The sequence below is a fragment of the uncultured Draconibacterium sp. genome, assembly GCF_913060805.1.
GTDB lineage: Bacteria > Bacteroidota > Bacteroidia > Bacteroidales > Prolixibacteraceae > Draconibacterium.
The window spans coordinates 1-20365 of record NZ_CAJXTC010000025.1 but is presented as its reverse complement, the minus strand read 5'-3'; the positions used below and the strand labels follow the sequence as shown (position 1 = coordinate 20365).

13 protein-coding genes and 1 tRNA gene are annotated in these 20365 nt (G+C 42.1%); 11 read left to right on the top strand and 3 right to left on the bottom strand.

The features are described from left to right. Positions 1 to 7 precede the first annotated feature (7 nt). The 8 genes from QZ576_RS15010 to QZ576_RS14975 all read left to right on the top strand — a co-directional run bounded on the left by QZ576_RS15010 (position 8) and on the right by QZ576_RS14975 (position 14632). The gene (locus tag QZ576_RS15010) at positions 8 to 1774 is read left to right on the top strand and encodes a RagB/SusD family nutrient uptake outer membrane protein (protein ID WP_297098598.1); all 1767 of its coding nucleotides are present in this window, start codon (positions 8 to 10) and stop codon (positions 1772 to 1774) included. Between the two features lie 18 nt (positions 1775 to 1792). After that, positions 1793 to 2824, top strand: coding sequence for a DUF5627 domain-containing protein (locus tag QZ576_RS15005; RefSeq protein ID WP_297098596.1), 1032 nt, complete (start codon positions 1793 to 1795; stop codon positions 2822 to 2824). A 71-nt stretch (positions 2825 to 2895) separates the two neighbouring features. Beyond that, positions 2896 to 5055, top strand: a complete 2160-nt coding sequence (locus QZ576_RS15000; RefSeq protein ID WP_297098594.1) for an endo-1,4-beta-xylanase — start codon at positions 2896 to 2898, stop codon at positions 5053 to 5055. Positions 5056 to 5154: 99 nt separating this feature from the next. Next, positions 5155 to 7164, top strand: coding sequence for a hypothetical protein (locus QZ576_RS14995; RefSeq protein ID WP_297098592.1), 2010 nt, complete (start codon positions 5155 to 5157; stop codon positions 7162 to 7164). Positions 7165 to 7307: 143 nt separating this feature from the next. Then, the gene (locus QZ576_RS14990) at positions 7308 to 9293 is read left to right on the top strand and encodes a T9SS type A sorting domain-containing protein (protein WP_297098590.1); all 1986 of its coding nucleotides are present in this window, start codon (positions 7308 to 7310) and stop codon (positions 9291 to 9293) included. Positions 9294 to 9441: 148 nt separating this feature from the next. Then, complete coding sequence (locus QZ576_RS14985; RefSeq protein ID WP_297098588.1) at positions 9442 to 10644, top strand: SGNH/GDSL hydrolase family protein; 1203 nt, start codon at positions 9442 to 9444, stop codon at positions 10642 to 10644. 276 nt (positions 10645 to 10920) lie between these two features. After that, entirely contained in the window at positions 10921 to 13470 is a 2550-nt protein-coding gene (locus QZ576_RS14980) for a glycosyl hydrolase 115 family protein (protein ID WP_297098586.1), read from the top strand. 40 nt (positions 13471 to 13510) lie between these two features. Beyond that, entirely contained in the window at positions 13511 to 14632 is a 1122-nt protein-coding gene (locus QZ576_RS14975; RefSeq protein ID WP_297098584.1) for an endo-1,4-beta-xylanase, read from the top strand. Positions 14633 to 14814: 182 nt separating this feature from the next. Here the strand turns inward: QZ576_RS14975 and QZ576_RS14970 are convergent. Further along, a tRNA-Arg gene (locus QZ576_RS14970) sits at positions 14815 to 14889 on the bottom strand. A gap of 145 nt (positions 14890 to 15034) precedes the next feature. Here QZ576_RS14970 and QZ576_RS14965 point away from each other — a divergent pair. From QZ576_RS14965 to QZ576_RS14955, 3 genes are read left to right on the top strand one after another with little or no spacing between them, the layout of a single operon-like run. Continuing rightward, positions 15035 to 15817, top strand: coding sequence for an HD domain-containing protein (locus QZ576_RS14965; protein WP_297098582.1), 783 nt, complete (start codon positions 15035 to 15037; stop codon positions 15815 to 15817). Further along, positions 15817 to 16227 carry a secondary thiamine-phosphate synthase enzyme YjbQ gene (locus QZ576_RS14960; protein WP_297098580.1) on the top strand — a complete coding sequence of 137 codons (411 nt, stop codon included), beginning with the start codon at positions 15817 to 15819 and terminating at the stop codon, positions 16225 to 16227. Before QZ576_RS14965 ends, QZ576_RS14960 begins: the two co-directional genes overlap by 1 nt. Beyond that, entirely contained in the window at positions 16227 to 16442 is a 216-nt protein-coding gene (locus tag QZ576_RS14955) for a bacterioferritin-associated ferredoxin (RefSeq protein WP_297098578.1), read from the top strand. The genes QZ576_RS14960 and QZ576_RS14955 overlap by 1 nt, the downstream gene beginning before the upstream one ends. 22 nt (positions 16443 to 16464) lie before the next feature. Here QZ576_RS14955 and QZ576_RS14950 read toward each other — a convergent pair whose 3' ends face one another. Further along, entirely contained in the window at positions 16465 to 17421 is a 957-nt protein-coding gene (locus QZ576_RS14950; protein WP_297098575.1) for a type IX secretion system membrane protein PorP/SprF, read from the bottom strand. Between the two features lie 19 nt (positions 17422 to 17440). Beyond that, positions 17441 to 20365, bottom strand: a 2925-nt coding sequence (locus QZ576_RS14945; RefSeq protein ID WP_297098573.1) for a gliding motility-associated C-terminal domain-containing protein, incomplete at its 5' end; no start/stop codon positions are given.

The following is a 20365-nucleotide window of genomic DNA, read 5'->3' as shown; positions in this document are numbered from 1 at the left end:
TAAGACAATGAAAAGATATATTTTATTCCTGTTGGTCAGTTTATTCATCATGTCAGGCTGCGAAGACCTGTTCGAGCCTGCCATCGAGAACTTTAAAGATCTCGACCTGATGTACTCTGACCCGATATATGCACAAGGTGTATTAACAACCACGTACCGGTTTTTGCCGAATACGTACAATAACATCGAATATGCAACTGATGATGCCGTAACAAACGACAGAGAGAATTCATATTTGGAGATGGCTACAGGTGCATGGACAGCTACGGAAAACCCGGTTAATATGTGGGTTGACGGTTACGGTGCTATTCAATATTTGAATACATTTTTAGAAAGAGTTGATAATGTTGACTGGGCAGATGACCCTGAAGCAGCTGAGCTTTTTAATATTAGAATGAAAGGTGAAGCCTACGGTTTAAGAGGTGTGTTCTTGTACTACCTTTTAAGAAACCATGGTGGTTTTTCAGGCAGTGGCGAATTGTTAGGTGTTCCTATTTTAACAGAGTTTCAGGATGCCAATGCCGATTTTAATTTGCCACGTTCCAGCTTTCAAGCGTGTGTCGATCAGATTATAAGCGACCTGGATAGTGCTATTCTGTTACTTCCTGTTGAATACAAAAGTGTAGCATCATTAGACCAGGTACCAGAGAAATACAACGGTATGGTATCGCTGTCGAGTACCTACAACAGGGCGATGGGCGACTTATTTAAGCAACTTATGGATGGACAAATTGCCATGGCGTATCGCTCAAAAGTGGCTTTGTTAGCTGCAAGTCCTGCATTCGACGATGCATCGAACACAACAAGTTGGGAAGATGCAGCAATGTACGCTGCTGATGTTTTGGAACAAATTGGCGGACTATCGGGATTGGCACCAAACGGAGTTACTTATTTTGCAAATACTGACGAACTGGATGCGGTGGCCGAAGGAAATAATCCTGCCGAGATATTGTGGCGTAATAATATTGCAAGTTTAACATCTGATCAGGAAGAAGAAAATTTCCCACCATCATTATTCGGAGAGGGAAGAATGAACCCGACTCAGAACCTGGTTGATGCATTTCCGGATAGCAATGGTTATCCAATTACAAGCGCATCCAGTACATTCGATCCTGAAAATCCGTATGCAGGCCGCGATCCACGTTTATCGCATTTTATCGTCTACAACGGTAGCACTGTTGGTGTAAACAATACTGAAATACTAACAGGTAGCGCTTCCGGTACCGATGATGCCATCAACTTCCGCGAAACTTCAACCCGTACAGGGTATTACATGAAAAAACGCATGCGAATGGATGTGAACTACGACAATGCCGGCGGTTCGTGGCAAGGTAAAAACAACTATACACCGCGCATTCGTTATACCGAAATGTTCCTCAACTATGCTGAGGCTGCCAACGAGGCTTATGGCCCTACCGGTTCGGCACCAAATGCAAGTTATTCAGCAGTTGATGTAATCAGAGCCATCAGAGAAAGAGCACTCGGAATTACAAGCGATCCTTACCTCGATGAGATTTCTGGAGATCAGGATTTGATGCGCGAATTAATTCGCAACGAAAGAAGACTTGAGCTTTGTTTCGAAGGATTCCGTTTCTGGGATTTACGCCGATGGAAAGTCGATTTAACCGAAACTGCAAAAGGATACGATGCAAGCACCGGAGAGGTGTTTGATGTAGAGCCTCGTTCTTTTTCCGACTATAAGAATTATGGACCAATTCCATACAGTGAAATACTTAAGTACAATAATCTTGTACAGAACAGAGGTTGGGAATAATAATTAATAATTAAGATCATGAAAGTATATAAAATATTACTAGCAGTTCTTGTCGCAGGAATAATGTCTTCCTGCGGAAATCAAGACGTCTCATTTCCTGATTTCGATTTTACGACCGTATATTTCGCCAATCAGTATCCATTGAGAACCCTGGAGTTGGGAGACGATCCTCAGGTAGATAATTCGCTTGACAATGAACACAAAGTGAAGATTATGGCTACCATGGGAGGTGTGTATGCAAACAACGAAGACCGAATTATCGATATAAGTGTTGATGAGTCATTGTGTGACGGCGTTTCGTTTGTTGGCGGCTCAGAAATCCTTCCAATGCCTTCTAATTATTACACACTGGAAGCTAATACTATTGAAATTAAAGCAGGTGAAATTCTTGGCGGAGTTGTAGTTCAGTTTACCGATGCATTCTTTAACGACCCGCAAAGCATTACCAATAAGTATGTAATACCGCTGGTGATGACTGGTGCGACAAATGCCGACAGTATTTTGTCTGGTAAAGCAACAGTTGCCAATGCAAACCGCATGGTAAGTGCAGACTGGGAAATTGCTCCGAAAGACTATGTGTTGTATGCCGTTAAGTATGTAAATAAATGGGATGCCAACTACCTGAGAAGAGGTGTTGATGAAATCTCGGATGGTGCAGGTACTGTAACCGACATTCGCCGTAGCGAGTTCGTTGAGTATGACGAAGTTGTTAGTATTTCTACAAATTCGCTTACCGAGTGCACACTTCCAATCTCGATATACGAAGAAGATAACTTAACCACTCGTGCTACAGTCGATTTAAAACTAACATTTGATAGCGATAACAACTGCACCGTGTCAGGAAGTACTTCTGCTTATTCGATTAGCGGTACTGGAAGATTTGTTACCGATGGTGAAAAAAACAGCATGGGAGGTGTAGACCGCGATGGACTGTATTTAGACTATACAGTTGAACTAATCGATTTAGGTTATACCTACACGACTAAAGATACATTGGTTAGCAGAGACAGAGGGATAGTTCCTGAGTACTATAACATTACGGTCGAGTAACATATGTAAAAATCATTCAGTCCCGGAATAGGTGAAAAACTGAAAAACGGGGCTGATAAAAACATTGAATTATGAAAAGATTTAATAAAAAACATATAGTCTTGTTGACTTTCCTGGCGGTTTTTGCTTCGTGTGCCGATCTCGATTCTGTACTGGATGCAGGTATCGAGGTGGAGAAACCTGCCAGTGTAATTGACAGGGAAGCACTTAATGCATACGATGTTCTTAAATCGTACACGGGAGATCTTGTTTTAGGAGCGAATGCAAGTTCAGACAATATTTCCGGTACGAGTCCTTTGTCTACCTTGCTGGAGACAAATTTCGAAGAAGTAACTCCGACATCAGCGCTAAATCAGAATGTAATTTTATCCGACGATGGAATTTACGATTTCACCTCGATTCAAAACTACATGAGCAAAGCAGGAGAAAGAGGGCTGTCGGTTTATGGCGATGCGCTTGTATCAAGCTCAAACCAAAATTCAACTTATCTGAAATCGCTTATTGCGCCTTTTACGTTCTATACGCCACTGTTCCCGAACTTTGTAATTCCTACGCCTTTAAACGACGGTTCGTTTACCGACTGGAATACGGAAGGGAATGTAACCGTTGAAAATTACCTGGGACAACCTTGTGTAAAAATGGTGAATGGTGCATCGGAAGGTGACGGTAGTGTAACATCCTTACAATCGCCTGAATACCGAGTTGATGAGGGTGCCAAATTCGAGATAACCTTTTACGTACTTTCTGATATTGTTGGTGAAGGCCGTGTTGTTTTCACCGGCTTAAATGAAAACGAACCTGAATTGGATTGGACCGCGGCAGGAGTTGAGTCTCCAACATTCCAAACAAAAGTTGGTTGGAATAAAGTACAGTTTCAGGTTGACGATTTTGATGGAAGCGGCTCGTTGTCGTTTAAAATTGAAATGGGCTATACGCCAAATGCTACTTACTATATGAACATTCAGGGTATATCGCTGATCAATGTAAACGGATCGGTAGAAAATCCGGATGAGATTTTCCTCGAATGTGAAGATGCGCAGCAAATCGGCCAGTTTATGATCCTGGAAGAAGGTGATGCATCGAGCATTTCAGGAGGTAAATACCTTGAAGGTATTATTGATGGAGACAGAGGTACATACGATACAGGTACAGGTTTACCAAGCGATGCGGTTAATACCGACATGCAGTTTGTTTACACCTTCAATGTGCTAACATCAGGAACTTACTACATTTGGTTAAGACACCGTTGTCATGAACCTTATGGTGGTGACGATTCGTGGTTCATCAGTGTTGATAACAACGAATATTATTATCCGAACGGTATCGAAAATCAAAACACTGATTCATGGGAATGGTCGAAACACTTTGATGGAAATGGAGACTCATTTTACCTGGAAGCCGGAGAACATACAGTTGCTTTCAAAATTAGAGAAAGTGGACACTATTTCGATAGAATCTACATCACGATGACCATGAATGAGCCTAGCGGACTTGGTTCTGCTGCAATTGCGCAGGAAGAAGTTAATCTTGACCTTACCAACGAAGAAAAGGCAAAGATTATTCGCGGAAGTCTGCAATCATGGATTTCGGGTGTTTTAAATGCCTGTAAAGATGGTATCAATGCCTGGACTGTTGTAAAAGAACCTATGGATGATTCTAATCCACAGGAACTTAAAACAGGAAAAAATAAAGAAGAGCTTGATGGCGAATTTTACTGGCAGGATTACCTGGGACCAAAATACGCCGCTGAAGCCTTTATTATGGCGCGTGACAGCAGTAAATCAGGCGACCTGTTATTCATCAGCGATTATGGCCTGGAGAAAAATTTGGTGAAATGCCGTGGCCTGTTAGCTTACATGGATTACGTGGAGGCTCAGGGCGCAACTATTGATGGTATTTCAACCAAGCTGCACCTTACCCTTTCATCCGACAAGGATAATATTGCCTCAATGCTGCAGATACTTGCTGAATCAGGAAAAATGGTAAGAATATCGGAACTTAAAGTTTCGCTGGAATCATCAGATCCAACGGCAGAAATGCTACAGGAACAGGCCGATATGTATAAGTCGGTTGTTGAGTTGTACAATACTTACGTACCTGCAGATCAGCGCTACGGAATTTCTCTCTCAAGTGCCAACAATGCCAATGGTGAGAATAACGGATTATGGGATGCGAATTATGACCGCAAGCCTGCTTACGCTGGTTTTGCCGATGGATTTGCCGGTAATTAAATCAATAGAAGAGGGAAGGGACTGGTTCTCGAAAACCGTTCCTTTCCCTTTCATACAACGGATATTTTGATTGTTTAGATTAATTAAATTCCTACAATTATGAGAAAATTATTTACACTAATAGCAACACTTTTGTTGTCAGTACTGGCAGGGTACTCTCAGCCCGACCTGCCCGATGGATTTGTTTCTGTTTATTCAATAAACGGCGAAACAGAACAGGCTCCCATTACAATTGATGGTGGAGCCAGCGCACAATTATTAGGGCCTGCAAGCGGCTGGGGCGCATCAACCGATTACGATCTGTCGAACTATGAAAAACTGTCGTTCAAAATTACTTTTGATCCGGCAGATGCTGGAAAACAGGTTGCCATTCGTTTTAATGTAAACCTAAGCGTAAAATTGCACATTGTTACACTTCCGGAAGAAGGTACAAGCTTTGTTGAAGATATCTTTTTATCGGAATATGCCGATGAAAATGGAACGGCTCAAATCGGAGGAATCGTTTTTTACAACGGTGCTTCACACTGGAGTTTTTCATACGATGGCACAGCAGCTACCGAGGCAACTACTATCGATTATATAGCAGTTAACGAGAAAATCGAACTCCCGCTAGGGTATGTTTCTTTTTATTCAACCAAGCCGGAAAGTGAGCGGGCTCCAATGGTTATACCCGGCGGGCAAGCTGTTCAGGTTGCGGGACCTGCCGATTGGGGGCCGGCAACGGATTACGATTTATCTGACTACGATCACATCGCGTTCAAAATTACTTTTGATCCTGCTGATGCCGGTCATCAGATAGCGATTCGTTTCAACATTAATGGTAGTGTAAAATTACACCAGGTAACACTTCCGGAATCAGGAACAAGTTTTGTTGAGAAGATCAACCTTACTCAATATGCCGATGAAAATGGGGCAGCCATCAATGGGGGAATCGTTATCTACAACGGGGCTTCGCACTGGAGTTTTTCTTATGACGGCACAGCAGCTACCGAGGATTGTACGCTAGACTACATTGCGCTTAAAAAGAAATTAGATCTTCCTGAGGGCTATGTCTCTTTTTATACCACCAATGTTAACATAGATGAAGAGGAAAAAGCTCCGATTGCTATACCTGGCGGGCAGGCTGTTCAGCTTGCGGGACCTGCTGATTGGGGGCCGGCAACCGATTACGATTTATCGGATTATGAAACATTGGCTATCAAAATAAATTATGATGCTGCTGATGCAGGTAACCAGGTGGCTATTCGTTTCAATATTAACGGTAGTGTAAAATTACACATCGTAACACTTCCGACAGAGGGTACTAGCGTAGTTGAGGAGATTGACCTTTTGCAATACGCTGACGCCAATGGAAATGCCATTAACGGAGGAATCTTTTTTTACAACGGAGCTACTCACTGGAGTTTCTCTTACGATGGCACGGCAGCAACGCAGGCGTGTACTATAGGTTACGTTGCATTGAAACAAAAGCCGGCAATAAACATACATGATATTCCTGAAGGTTATATTTCGGTTTATGACGTAATAGGAGATACTGCTTCGCTTGCACCTTTGGAGGTGGCTGGAGATGAAAGCTATCAGCTGTTGGGATCACCGGAAGACTGGGGATCAAGTTTGGAGTATGATTTCTCTGCTTATGAAAAACTGGCTATTCAGGTAGTTTATGATTCTATTGATGCCGGAAGTGAAGTGGCACTTCGCTTTTCTGTTGACGGCTGGACCTATGCGCATGTATTCACACTGCCGTTAGATACCAATATTGTAATGGAAGAAATTGATTTGGCCGATTATGTGAATATCGATGGAGCAGTTTTAATGGGAGGAATCATTTTTTACAATGGAGCAAGTCATTGGAGCTTTTCATACGAAGGATTACCGGCTACCCAGTCGTGTACAATCGACTTTGTTGCGCTTAAACAACGAGTTACAGGAATTGACAATATTGTAGTGAGAAAAACTACAGATCCGAACAAACTGGTAGATGTGTATAACATGTCGGGTGTTTTACTTCGCAAAGGTATACCATACTCAAGGGCCACAAAAGGATTGAAGCAGGGATTGTATATTGTTGATCGGACTAAAGTTTTTGTAATGGGTACAGGGTATTAATCTGGATCAAAAATCGATGATACAATTCAAAACAAATACGAATTTGTAAAGTAGAGATTTGAAAAAGGAGTTGTATAACTACAACTCCTTTTTTGCTCAAAAACGGGCAAGACATAATAGAATTTGAATTAAACCAACTAAAAATGAAATCAAAACTATTACTACTTTTAATAATCACCTGCCTGGTTACAACCAGTTTTGCTCAGGATATTCCGCTGGTTTATTCTGTTGAGAATACCGGCAAAGACATACCGGTTCCGGCTTTACCCGATTTTGACAACCTTCCATCTATCGAACCTTTGCCCGATCCTTTTTTGTGGGCTGATGGAAGTGGCCGTGATACTACATTTGAAAACTGGGAACGTCATCGCAACGAGTATAAAGCGATGATAGAAAAATATGAAATTGGACCAAAACCGGATCGCCCGGACGACATTACTGCCAGCTACTCGGATGGCTTACTTACCGTGAATATAACCGTGAATGGAAACACGCTTACATTGACTTCAGAGGTTGTTCTTCCATCAGGTGAAGGACCCTTTCCGGCTGTGATTGGAATGACAGGTGGTTCGGGCAGTTTGCCTTCCAACATATTCAGTAGCCGGAACATCGCACAGATTTCCTTTAACTTCGGACAAGTAATGGCGCACCAGCAAGTACGTGGCAATGAACCAATAAACAAACTTTATCCTGAGCTGACCTACATGGGGGCTTACAGCGCCTGGCCATGGGGTGTAAGTCGTTTAATTGATGGTTTGGAGCTGGTACAGGATGAGCTGCCAATCGATTTGAGCCACCTGGCAGTAACCGGTTGTTCTTTCGCAGGAAAAATGGCACTTTTTGCCGGTGCATTCGATGAGCGGATTGCCCTTACAATCGCTCAGGAATCGGGAGGTGGTGGATACCCCGCATGGCGTGTGTCTGAAACGCTTGGTAGTGTTGAAAAATTAGGTTCAACCGATGGCCACTGGTTTATCGAAGATATGTTCCGCTTTGCAGGCTCAAATGTTTCAAAACTTCCGCACGATCATCATCAGCTAATGGCAATGGTAGCGCCACGTGCACTACTGGTGACCGGAAACCCTGACTTTGAATGGTTGGCAGATCCTGCAGGTTATGTGTCAAGTAGAGCCACTCAACGAGTTTATGAAACACTTGGAATCCCTGATCGTTTCGGCTTTTCCATTATCGGCGGACACGGGCACTGCGCGGTTCCGGCAAGTCAAATTCCGGAAATCGAAGCTTTTGTCGAAAAATTTCTACTCGGAAATGAAAGCGCGAATACAAATATCACAACCAATCCTTACGAATATATTAACTATTCGCGATGGACAGAATGGTGGGGAACCGAAGATCCGGTTTTGCCCAATCCTGAAGTTGGAGATGCCGAATCAATTTATTTAGAAGCTGAATGTGCGAAGGTGGGAAAGAACTGGAGCATTAAATCAAACGAATCACAAGCATCGGGAGCAAGTTATGTTGCCAGCCCTGAAATTGAATTTATTTCTGCAGCCTCTTCCAGTGATGATGATCATGTAGTTTTCAATTTTACGGTAAAAAATGATACCACATATTACTTGTATACACGATTAAATTGCCCCAGTGCCGACGATGATTCGTATTGGATGAAGATGGATGACGGGGCTTTTGTTATGCAAAACGGATTAGCCACCAGCGGATGGGAATGGAAGCGGATTACCAACTATAAGCTGTCAGCCGGTGAGCATACATTTACTCTTGCCAACCGTGAGAATGGAGCGGGTATCGATAAAATTTGTATTTCAGACAGTCCATACATTCCTGAAGGAATGGGAGGCGATGCAGTAAACTGTCTGCGTACCGGGATCGATTCGAAGGATATAAATAAAGGTTATTCTTTAAATCAGAACTTTCCAAATCCCTTCGATGCAAAAACCAATATTTCATTTGTAGTCCCGAACGAAACTTATGTATCGTTAAAAGTCTTTAACATAAATGGTTCTGAAATAGCTGAATTAGCTGGAAAAAATTACTTTGCTGGTAAGCATTATTTAGAATTTTATAGTAATAATATTCCGAAAGGAATTTATGTGTATAAAATGAAAACTGACGCATTTACTGCGAGTCAGAAAATGACGATAAACAATTGAATGAAAGAGTGAAAGCCTTTGATAAATGCTTATTTATAAGCTACTTTAACTAAGAATAACTCATAATAATACAATAATGAAGTCTGAACTAATTTCTTTAAAAAATATGTTTTGCAAGATGCTGAACTCATTGCGTCAAAGATCAACCATGGCAATCACTGCCGGGCTGATAATTGGTATGACCAGCTTTGCAGCTTGCACAAATTCTAATGCCCAGAAAAAATGGGTAGGAACCTGGAGCACTGCTCCTCAATTGGTAGAGCCTCATAATATGCCCCCTGAACCGGGATTGACGAACAATACGCTACGGCAGGTAGTTTGCGTTTCAATTGGCGGCGACAAGCTGCGTTTGAAATTTTCCAATGAATTCAGCAAAAGCCCGGTTACCATGAAAGCTGTTCAGGTTGCTGTTTCAGAGGGAGCAAGTGCGATTGATAAAGCTACGGTTAAAGAATTAAAATTTAACGGTAAGTCAGATGTTACCATGCAGCCTGGCGAAGCGATCGTTTCCGATCCTTTTACATTTGACTTGGAGCCAAGGATGGAAGTTGCCATTACGATTGCGTTTGGCGAAACATCGCCCGACGTAACCGGTCATCCCGGATCGAGAACAACATCATACATTGTTGCAGGAAACGACGTTTCGGAAAATACTGATTTTGCCGATGCAGTTAAAACTGACCATTGGTATGTAATCAACGGGATAGATGTTGAGGCACCACAATCAGCGGCAGCAGTTGCTATTATTGGTAACTCAATTACCGACGGACGTGGCTCGGGCACAAACAAACAAAATCGTTGGCCCGATATTCTGGCACAGCGTCTTCTAAAAAATGAAGCGACCCAAAATGTAGGAGTTCTAAACATGGGAATCGGCGGTAATGCTGTTCTTCGTGGCGGACTGGGACCTACAGCTCTTAATCGATTCGAACGCGACATCCTGAATCAAAACGGTGTGCGTTGGCTGATCATTATGGAAGGAGTGAATGATCTTGGTGGTACCAGAAGTAAAGAGGCGGCCGAACAGGTTGCACAAGGCTTGATTGATGCGTACGGAAAAATGATTGATGAGGCGCATGCCCAGGGAATAAAAGTGTATGGTGGGACTATCACGCCAATTATGAAATCGTTTTATTATAAAGATTACCGAGAAGTAGCTCGTAATACGGTTAATGAGTGGATTCGCACCAGTGGGCGTTTTGATGCCGTTATCGATTTTGATAAAGCGATCAGGAATCCGGAGGATATTTATAGCATTTTACCCGAAGCCCAATCTGGCGATTACCTTCACCCAAACGAAAACGGATATGTAATGATGGGGGAAGCTATAGATCTTTCCTTATTTGAGTAGTTGTCTGAAATGTCTGGTTGATATCGATTTTTGAAACTTTAATACCCAAAAATGATTCAACTCGTCGAATAACAAAAGATGTGTGCAAAAATAGAAATCAAATATTCAAAATTGCAAATCCAACAAGTGACGCAGATATATTTTTGGAGACAAAGTACCCTGTTTACTTCTTGTAAAAGGAGCTGATAATAAAAAATTAAAGGGTAAGAATTAAGCGAATTGATTTTCGAAACCAATAAAATGGAACAAAAGAAAGAACTAAAATAAACCAATAAGATGAATACAAAATTGTTTAAGCTACTTCGAAGTGCAACTGCCTTTTTTGTTATTGCACAGTTGGCACTTTTTATACCGCAGTGTAGTGTTGCGCAGGAGAGTTCAGATTATATATCATTCACAAAAGAAAAAGGAAGTTTTGTCATTGCTGAAAATGGACAGCCGGCTCCGGTTGTTTATGGGCAGGATGAATTTCCGGGTGTTAAAACCGTGGCCGAATGGTTTTCCAACGATATAAAACTGGTTAGCGGACAGTCGCCACAAATTTTTGAATCAGATTTACCTCAGTCGAAACAATTGATTTTGGTGGGTACCGTGGGTAAAAGCTCATTGATTGACCAACTGGTTTCTGACGGCAAACTGGATGTGTCGGATTTTAAAGGCGATTGGGAACGAAGTCTCACACAAGTTGTCGAAAATCCTTTTCCGGGTATAGATAAAGCGCTGGTGTTAGCAGGTAGCGACAAACGCGGAACTATTTACGCGATGCTCAATTTATCGCGTAAGATGGGAGTTTCGCCCTGGTATTGGTGGGCCGATGTTCCGGTAGTCAAACACGAAGCCGTGTATGTAAAAGCCGGAAGGTTTGTAACCGATAGTCCGAAAGTAAAATACCGCGGAATTTTTCTGAATGATGAAGAACCGGCACTTGGTAACTGGGTGCGTGAAAAATTTGGAGGATTCAACCATGAATTTTACGAAAAGGTGTTTGAATTGACACTTCGCCAACGAGGAAATTTCCATTGGTCGGCCATGTGGGGCAAGGCATTTTTCGACGATGATCCGGAGAACGGTCCTATGGCAGATAGACTGGGAATTGTTATGGGAACTACGCATCACGAACCGATGGGACGAGCTCAGGCCGAGTGGCATCGTTATGGTTCCGGCCCATGGGATTACAACAAAAATGCCGAGGTATTGAAAGATTTTTGGCGAAAAGGGATAGAGCGAAATAAAGATTGGGAAACTTTGGTGACCATTGCGATGCGCGGAGATGGCGATGAAGCAATGGAAGAAGGAACAAACATTGCCCTTTTGGAAAAAATTGTAAAAGACCAGCGTGAAATTATAAGTGAAGTTACCGGTAAAAAGCCCGAAGAAACGCCACAGGTTTGGGCACTTTACAAGGAAGTTCAGGATTATTACGACGATGGAATGCGTGTTCCTGATGATGTTACTTTGTTGCTTTGCGACGATAACTGGGGAAATGTACGCAAATTGCCAACTATCGATGCTCCGGTACGAAAAGGCGGTTACGGCATGTATTATCACGTTGATTATGTTGGTGGTCCTCGCTGTTATAAGTGGATTAACGTTAGTCAGATTCAGCGAATTTGGGAACAGATGAACCTCACCTATACACACGGTGTCGATCGGGTTTGGGTGTTAAACGTTGGCGATTTAAAGCCTATGGAATATCCGATCAGTTTCTTCATGGATATGGCCTGGGATCCTACGGAGTTTAATGCAAATAACATATACCAATATATTGTCGACTGGTCAGCCGAACAGTTTGGCGAGAAATATGCTGAGGAAGCAGCCCGCATTCTGAATCTGTACACAAAATATAACCATCGGGTAACACCGGAATTGCTGGATGCAAGGACTTTCAGCCTGGAAAACTACAATGAGTTTGAAAGGGTTCGGAACGATTATCGTGATCTTACGCTGGATGCTTTGCGTTTGTATAATTTCATTCCAAACGAGTATAAAGATGCATTTGACCAGCTGGTTCTTTTCCCAACCAATGCCACTTCGAATTTGTACGAGATGTATTATGCGGTGGCAAAAAATCATCAGCTTGCCGAAGCGAATGACCCTGAGGCTAATTACTGGGCCGATGTGGCAAAGCAGTGTTTTGATCGCGATTCGCTGTTTACGGTTCATTACAACCAGCAAATCGGCGGTGGTAAATGGAATCACCAAATGGATCAAATTCGCATTGGCTACAGATCATGGGCCGAGCCACGCCAAAGGATTATGCCACGGGTTGTTCGGATTGAGGAACCAGAGATTGATCGTTCAGAATTAGCCTTCCAGGAAGCTGACGGTTATGTTTCTATTGAGGCGGCAAATTATCAGCTGGCAAAAGGAAATGACAAAATACACTGGGAAGTAATTCCGCATCTTGGAAAAACCGATTCAGGCATTACTACTTTCCCACAAAATGAATATCCGGAAAGCGGTGATGCGATTTACCTTGAATATGCAGTTAAGCTGGAGTCAACAGGAGAGTTTGATGTGAATGTTATGTTATCAACAACGCTAAACTTTAATGCCAATAAAGGATTACGTTATGCGATTTCAGTAGATGGCGGCGAAGAGCAAATTGTAAATACCAACGGAGCTTATCGCGGTGAGTTAGGAAAATGGCAAGCCGTACGCATCATCGATACAATAACAAAACACACTTTTCAGAAGCCTGGAATACACCGATTGCGGATTCGGGTATTGGAGCCGGGAATAGTTATACAGAAAATTCTAATTGATACAGGAGGTTTAAAACCGAGTTATCTGGGAGCGCCTCAAAGTGAGCAAATAAAATTGTAGACGAAAACAAGAATCTCAAATCAACAAAATCGTATAAGAAGTGAAGAATTACTATTTAATAATAGCATTGTTTGCGCTGATTTTATCATCGTGCAGTGCTCCAAAGATTGAAGATCAGGCAACTCTAAAAGATGCATATAAGGACAAGTTTCATATTGGAACAGCATTAAATGCAACACAAATTACCGGACAAGATACAGCCGGTGTGCAGGTGATAAAAGATCAGTTTAGTGCGATAGTTGCCGAAAACTGTATGAAAAGCGGGCCGATTCACCCAACAGAAAATGAATACAATTTTGAACTTCCTGACCAGTTTGTTGAGTTTGGCGTTAAGAACAACAAATTTATAACCGGTCATTGTTTAATCTGGCATTCACAGGCTCCGCGTTGGTTTTTTACCGACGATGAAGGAAACGACGTTTCTCGTGAGGTAATGATCGAGCGCATGAAAAACCACATTAACACGGTTGTTGGTCGTTACAAAGGCCGCATTAAAGGCTGGGATGTGGTTAACGAAGCGATTATGGAAGATGGTAGCATGAGAAACAGTAAGTTCCGCCAGATTGTTGGCGACGACTTTATAAAACTGGCATTTCAGTTTGCTCATGAGGCCGATCCGGAAGCCGAATTGTACTACAACGATTATAATGAATGGTATCCCGGAAAACGCGATGCGATTGTTCAGATGATTCGTGATTTAAAAGCCGACGGAATTCGTATCGACGGAATAGGAATGCAAGGACACATTGGAATGGAAAGTCCTTCGCTTGAAGATTATGAAGCGGCTATAGTAGCTTATGCCAACGAAGGTATGAAAGTGATGGTTACCGAGCTTGATATGTCGATTTTGCCCAATAAAAGCCGTGATGTTGGTGCCGATATTGCCACGAGCTTTGAATATCAACAACAACTCAATCCCTATACCGAAGGCGTTCCTGTAGAGAGAATGAATGAGTGGGACGAACGCATGCTCGATTTTTTCCGATTGTTTTTGAGACATTCTGATGCGGTTTCGCGAGTAACGCTTTGGGGCGTTTCAGACGCAACATCATGGAAAAATAATTTTCCAATACGAGGACGTAAAGATTATCCATTGTTGTTCGATCGCGAATATCAGCCCAAAAGCATCGTCCCGAAATTAATTGAGGAAGTAAAAAAATAGCACATAATAGTTTAGTTAGTTAGGTAGTTAGTAATCCGGGGGTAGGTAAAAATTATCTGCTCCCGGTTTTAACTCAGAATCAATTAAGAAATCAAGATATTTAGTCGACGTTTTGTATTAGCGTTGACCAAAAATAAAACCAACACAATTATTGTGTTGGTTTTATTTTGTTAAAATCTATTTGGTGATCCCACCGGGATTCGAACCCAGATCGCAAGAACCGGAATCTTGTATTCTATCCATTGAACTATGGGACCGGTATTGGCTGCAAAAGTAACAAAATTCCCGAATGTCTGCCGTCCATTCGCAAGTTAGCTTACCAATAAATGTTGATAAAATCGTCCGCTTCACTCATCGCACATTTTTTTATATCGCTACATTTGTCGGCATAAAGCTATGAATATGGAGGAGAGAACAGGACTGGCCATAAAGAAGTTTAACGATTACGTTGACTCTTTTACAGGACTTAGCGAAGATCAGCTTAAAAATTTCGAGATAAAGAAAAATCATTCATTACGTGTTGCTGATCTTGCTTTACTATTGGCAAAAAATATGGAGCTTAACGAAACGGAGGCTCAGCTTGCTTATTTAATTGGATTGTTTCACGACATCGGACGATTCCGACAGCTGAAAGAATACAACACTTTTAACGATGCCAAATCGGTTGATCATGCCGAATTGGGCGTTGAAGTTCTGCAGCAAGGCGACTTTTTTAATGATCTGGAGGAAGGTCAGATTGCACTGATCCTATTGGCGATCAGTCAGCATAATAAACTAGGCCTTACAAAAGATATGACGGATAAGGAACGGCTTTTTGCAAAACTTATCCGCGATGCCGATAAACTTGATATCCTGCATGTAATAACCGATTATTATACCAATCCGAAGGCAGCACCAAACCATACTTTAACCTGGGAAATGCCAAAAGGAGGAACCGTTTCAAAAGATGTTTCGAAACAAATTTTGAAAGGAGCGCAGGTATCAAAAGACAGCATTACAAACGAGCTCGATATAAAAGTTATGCAGCTTTCGTGGGTTTACGATTTAAACTACCGGCCATCGTTCGAGTTAATGATGGAAAAGCGTTACCTCGAGAAAATATATAACTCGATGCCCAAAAGCGATACGGTCATTGAAATTTACCGAAAAGTAAAAGTATTTGTAGAAAACAAGATTATTGCCTGATGCAGAAAACCATAACGGTATCAACGCCGCAACATAATATCCTGGTTGACATTACTTCCGATGTGGAGAAAGTAGTGAAGCTGGCCGGTATTAGCAGTGGTTTGGTAAACGTTTATGTGCAGGGAGCAACGGCAGGAATCATGATTCAGGAAAACTGGGACGATTCGGTACAAAACGATGTGGTTAGCCTGATGAAAAAACTGATACCGGCCGGTGTTTGGGAGCATGATGCGCAGGATAATAATGGCGATTCGCATCTGAAAGCCGGATTAGTAGGGCCAAGCGAAACGATTCCGATCGTTAACGGAAAAATGGGCTTATCAACCTGGCAAAACATTTTTTTATGCGAATTCGATGGCCCCCGAAATTCCCGGAATATTGTTATAACCCTAATTGAATCAGAGAAATAATGGCAAACAGACTGGTATGCATGTGCAATTTTGTTGACGAAGCAGAGATTCAAAAGCTGCTGGAAAAAGGAGCTGATTCTACTTCTCAGATTCAATCGTTAACACGTGCCGGAACTTCTTGTGGCCGCTGTTTGCCGGTGATCGACGATTTGGTTGAACGTCATTTAAAAACAAAACCCAAGCCACAGCAAGGGAAGCTGCGACTCGGGTTCTAAACACAACATCAAAATATTTTCTCTAGAAGTAACGGTGAATTACTTCTTCAACAACTTTACCAATTTCGTACGATACCATAATCTCGTGAGTTCCGCTTTGGTAACCGCCAATCTCGCCGTAAGCAAAATCAACAGAATAACCCAAACGCAAATTGTTATTGATTACCCACTGAGCCAAAAATCCAAAGGCATCGCCAGTACGGTACATGGCACCCAACCATACTTTTTCTGCAATCAGGAAGTTGGCAGAAAAATCGAATTGAGCAGGAGCACCCGATACTATTTTTCCTAACATGGTTGGTTTGAATTTCACTTTTTCCGATAGGTCGAAAACATAACCTCCCATGATGTAGTAGTGGCGCAATTCGGCCTGGCTCGAGTAGTTATTATAGTTGTTCTCGAATTCGTTATTTACCATTTTCGGAATTGATATTCCCGCATAGAAATTGTTCTGATAAAGGAATAAACCAATACCGAAGTTGGGCATGAATTTCTGATCAACTTCTCCCTGGAAAAACGGGTCATCTTCGGTTAATACCTGGTAATCGCTCAGGTTGTTCGAGTAGGCCGAAAATCCGGCTTTTAATCCCATGCGAAGTTTCAAATCAGGAGTCACCATAACCATGTGCGAATAATCTCCAAATACAGAGAAACGTTTCTCCTTACCATATTTATCGTTGATAATATTTAAACCGTAACCAGTTCTTCCGTTTTTATGAATATTCTGAAAAGAAAAGGTTTGAGTTGAAGGAGCTCCGTCGATTCCTACCCACTGTTCGCGTGCCAGCATCATAAACCCAAGCGCATTCCATGTTCCGGCATAGGCCGGGTTAACGGTTTGTGTATTAAACATGTACTGCGTATAGGTTGGTTCTTGCTGAGCATATGTATTTGTTGAAATGAGTACCATGAGTACAACAATCCATTGTACACAATTTTTTAAACCCACTTTTTGTTTTTTGTTATTTAAAGTATTCATTGTCTTGTGATTTAATGGATTAGTAATTAATGAATATGGTTCCTTTTTCAACCGTTTGGTTGTCTAATTGTAAGATGTAGATGTACGTTGCCGGTGGTACTTTTCCACTTCCAATGGTTAACGAACTTTCTGATCTTCCGTCCCACCATGCTTCGGCTTTATTGGTACCCCAAACTGAATAGTTTCCGTAGTGTTCTTTTTCGAAAATCAGGTTACCCCAACGGTTGTATACATACAGGTGAGCATCAGGATATTCTTCTCCGAAAATGCTGTTGTCAACATCATCTACGCTCATCTGAATCTCGAAATAATCATTCTTGTTATCTGTATTAGGTGAGAAACCTTCAGGAATCACCAATGTTAATGCCGCTGGTGGTGTTATTGGCGGAACAACAACATCCTGTACTTGTCTCCAGTCTCTTCTACCATCGCTATCTTCATCTTGTAGAGCAACGTTACTGCTTACCGTGTTGCGGTATTTGTCTTTCTTTACAAACCAGTTGTCGAAAGTATCGAATGCGTCATCAATACCATCCTTGTCCGAATCCTGTCCGGTAGGTTGATTATCTGCAACACCGTCTAAGTTTGCATCGTTTCCTTCAATAATATCGTCGATATCGTCGCCATCTGCATCTAAATCCAGGTAGTCAGGAGTTCCGTCTCCATCGGTATCAAATGCTGTGTAGTAGATGTTCTCTTCGTTATCGTCGTAGCGGTCATCCCATCCGTCGCCGTCAGAGTCAGTTCCTAGTGGTTCGTAATACTCTAAACCTACGTAATCATCATGATTTACTGCTTCAGCAATTGTTTGTTGCCACTCGATGTTATCAGGAATACCGTCGCCGTCAGAGTCAAGGTCAAGACGGTCTACAATACCATCTCCGTCAGTATCAATATCATCATCTTCTAATGTTACCGATTTGTTCGCATCTTGTTCGTGAATATCAAGAATACCGTCGTTATCATCGTCAATATCAATTGAGTTTGGTACGCCATCGCAATCCGAGTCAAGTTGAACAATGATTGTAATAGTTGACGATGAACAGTTATCAGGATCTGCATTTGAACAGATTGTGTAAGGAATCTCTACTAAGAAATCCTCGTAGTTATCTGTGAAGAAATCCAGGTCACCCGACTCAAGGTCGATGGTAAGTGTTGATGGAACACTGTCGATTGTAATGGTTACGCCAGCGCTACCAATTCCTTCGTCGTTGCTAAGAATATTCGGATTCCAAAGAATATTATTTCCAGGGCAAATCACAACATCAAGAATATCAGCCGATGCTCTTAATGGATTGATTCCACAATCAGAAGCACCTTGCTCAACAGTTACTGTTGCTGTACAGGTGGCTACATTTCCACACTCGTCAATTGCAGTAAGTGTTACGGCGTTTTCACCAATATTGCCACAGTAGAACTCTGCGTTGTCGATAAATACAGTGTCGATTCCGGCATTGTCAATTGAACCGATAAGATCGTCAGCAGAAATTGTTGCAACTCCGTTTGCATCCAGCTGAACTGTTATGTCGTTGCAAGAAATTTCAGGAATAGTAGTATCTACTACTTTGAATGTTGCTGCTGTTGATACGGTGTTTCCACAGTCGTCAGTTGCAGTGAATGTAACTGTTGCTTCGCCGGTGTTTCCACATGCAGAAGTTAAACTTTCGAAGTTGTTGGTCCATGTAATTTCGCCAACAGCAACTTCAGCATTTCCTGTAGTTCCGTTAGAAAGTAACCAGTTCTCCAATTCAGCAGTATTGCCTAACCCGTCGCTTTCAACTGTTAAGTCGCTTGCTTCGCTGGTTAATTCCAGAGGATCAAGAATAGTCAGGTTCAAAGTAACAATCGAGTCACAACCGGCTGCATTTGTTGTAGTGTATGTTGCGGTGTTGTTGTCTTCAGTATAAGTGTTACCATCAATCCAGGTAAACTCGCTACAAGCTGTTTGAGTATCTGTACCGTAAGTCGCACCTGAAATTGTAAGGTTTAAAGTTATTGTAAGCGTACAACCGTTTGCATTCTCAACAGTTTGTGTGTATCTGCCACTTTCGTCATAAGTCACTCCGTTAAGCGTGTAGCTGTCACACTCTGTAATATTCAATGTTTGTGCTCCATTTTGAAGCGTTCTCAGGTTCAATGTGTAAATAGAGTCACAACCGTTTACTGTTTCGTAAGCTGCAGTGTAAGTTCCTGCCTGCGAATATTGAGTTCTGTGCCAGTTGTAAGTTTCGCCTTCACACATTGTGTGGTTTTCGGTGAAACTGTAGCTTGGATTGATTGTCAGATCAAGAGTAACGATCGAGTCGCAACCGCTCGCTGCACCACCTTCGATAGTGTAAGTAGCAGTGCTGTTGCTTTCGGTATAAGTATTACCGTCGATCCATGTGTATGAATCACATGCAGTTTGAACGTCAGTGCCGTATGCAGTTTCGTTAATTGTCAGGTCAAGAGTAACGATCGAGTCGCAACCGCTGGCTGCACCACCAACCATTGTATAAGTAGCAGAATTGTTGCTTTCGGTGTAAGTATTACCGTCGATCCATGTGTACGAATCACAAGCAGTCTGCACGTCAGTACCGTAAGCCGTTTTCAAAACAGTGAGGTTAAGCGTCACGATCGAGTCGCAAGTATTAGCAGCCTGTCCGGTTAGTGTATCGGTTACCACTCCGCTGGTACTTTCAGTGTATTCATTTCCGTCGATCCAAGTGTAAGGTAATTCGCTTTCACAAATAGTTACGTCATCAGTACCTTCAGCAGTTTTCAAAACAGTGAGGTTAAGCGTCACGATCGAGTCACAAGTATTAGCAGCCTGTCCGGTTAGTGTGTCGGTTACCACTCCGCTGGTACTTTCATTATATTCATTCCCGTCGATCCAAGTGTATGGCAATTCGCTTTCACAAATAGTTACGTCATCAGTACCTTCAGCAGTTTTCAAAACAGTGAG

Coding starts and splice junctions, on each gene's coding strand:
- QZ576_RS14960 (WP_297098580.1), top strand. CDS start 15,817: ATGCAGAAAACCATAACGGTATCAACGCCGCAACATAATATCCTGGTT.
- QZ576_RS14990 (WP_297098590.1), top strand. CDS start 7,308: ATGAAATCAAAACTATTACTACTTTTAATAATCACCTGCCTGGTTACA.
- QZ576_RS14950 (WP_297098575.1), bottom strand. CDS start 17,421: ATGAATACTTTAAATAACAAAAAACAAAAAGTGGGTTTAAAAAATTGT.
- QZ576_RS14985 (WP_297098588.1), top strand. CDS start 9,442: ATGGCAATCACTGCCGGGCTGATAATTGGTATGACCAGCTTTGCAGCT.
- QZ576_RS14980 (WP_297098586.1), top strand. CDS start 10,921: ATGAATACAAAATTGTTTAAGCTACTTCGAAGTGCAACTGCCTTTTTT.
- QZ576_RS14955 (WP_297098578.1), top strand. CDS start 16,227: ATGGCAAACAGACTGGTATGCATGTGCAATTTTGTTGACGAAGCAGAG.
- QZ576_RS15010 (WP_297098598.1), top strand. CDS start 8: ATGAAAAGATATATTTTATTCCTGTTGGTCAGTTTATTCATCATGTCA.
- QZ576_RS14965 (WP_297098582.1), top strand. CDS start 15,035: ATGGAGGAGAGAACAGGACTGGCCATAAAGAAGTTTAACGATTACGTT.
- QZ576_RS15005 (WP_297098596.1), top strand. CDS start 1,793: ATGAAAGTATATAAAATATTACTAGCAGTTCTTGTCGCAGGAATAATG.
- QZ576_RS14995 (WP_297098592.1), top strand. CDS start 5,155: ATGAGAAAATTATTTACACTAATAGCAACACTTTTGTTGTCAGTACTG.
- QZ576_RS15000 (WP_297098594.1), top strand. CDS start 2,896: ATGAAAAGATTTAATAAAAAACATATAGTCTTGTTGACTTTCCTGGCG.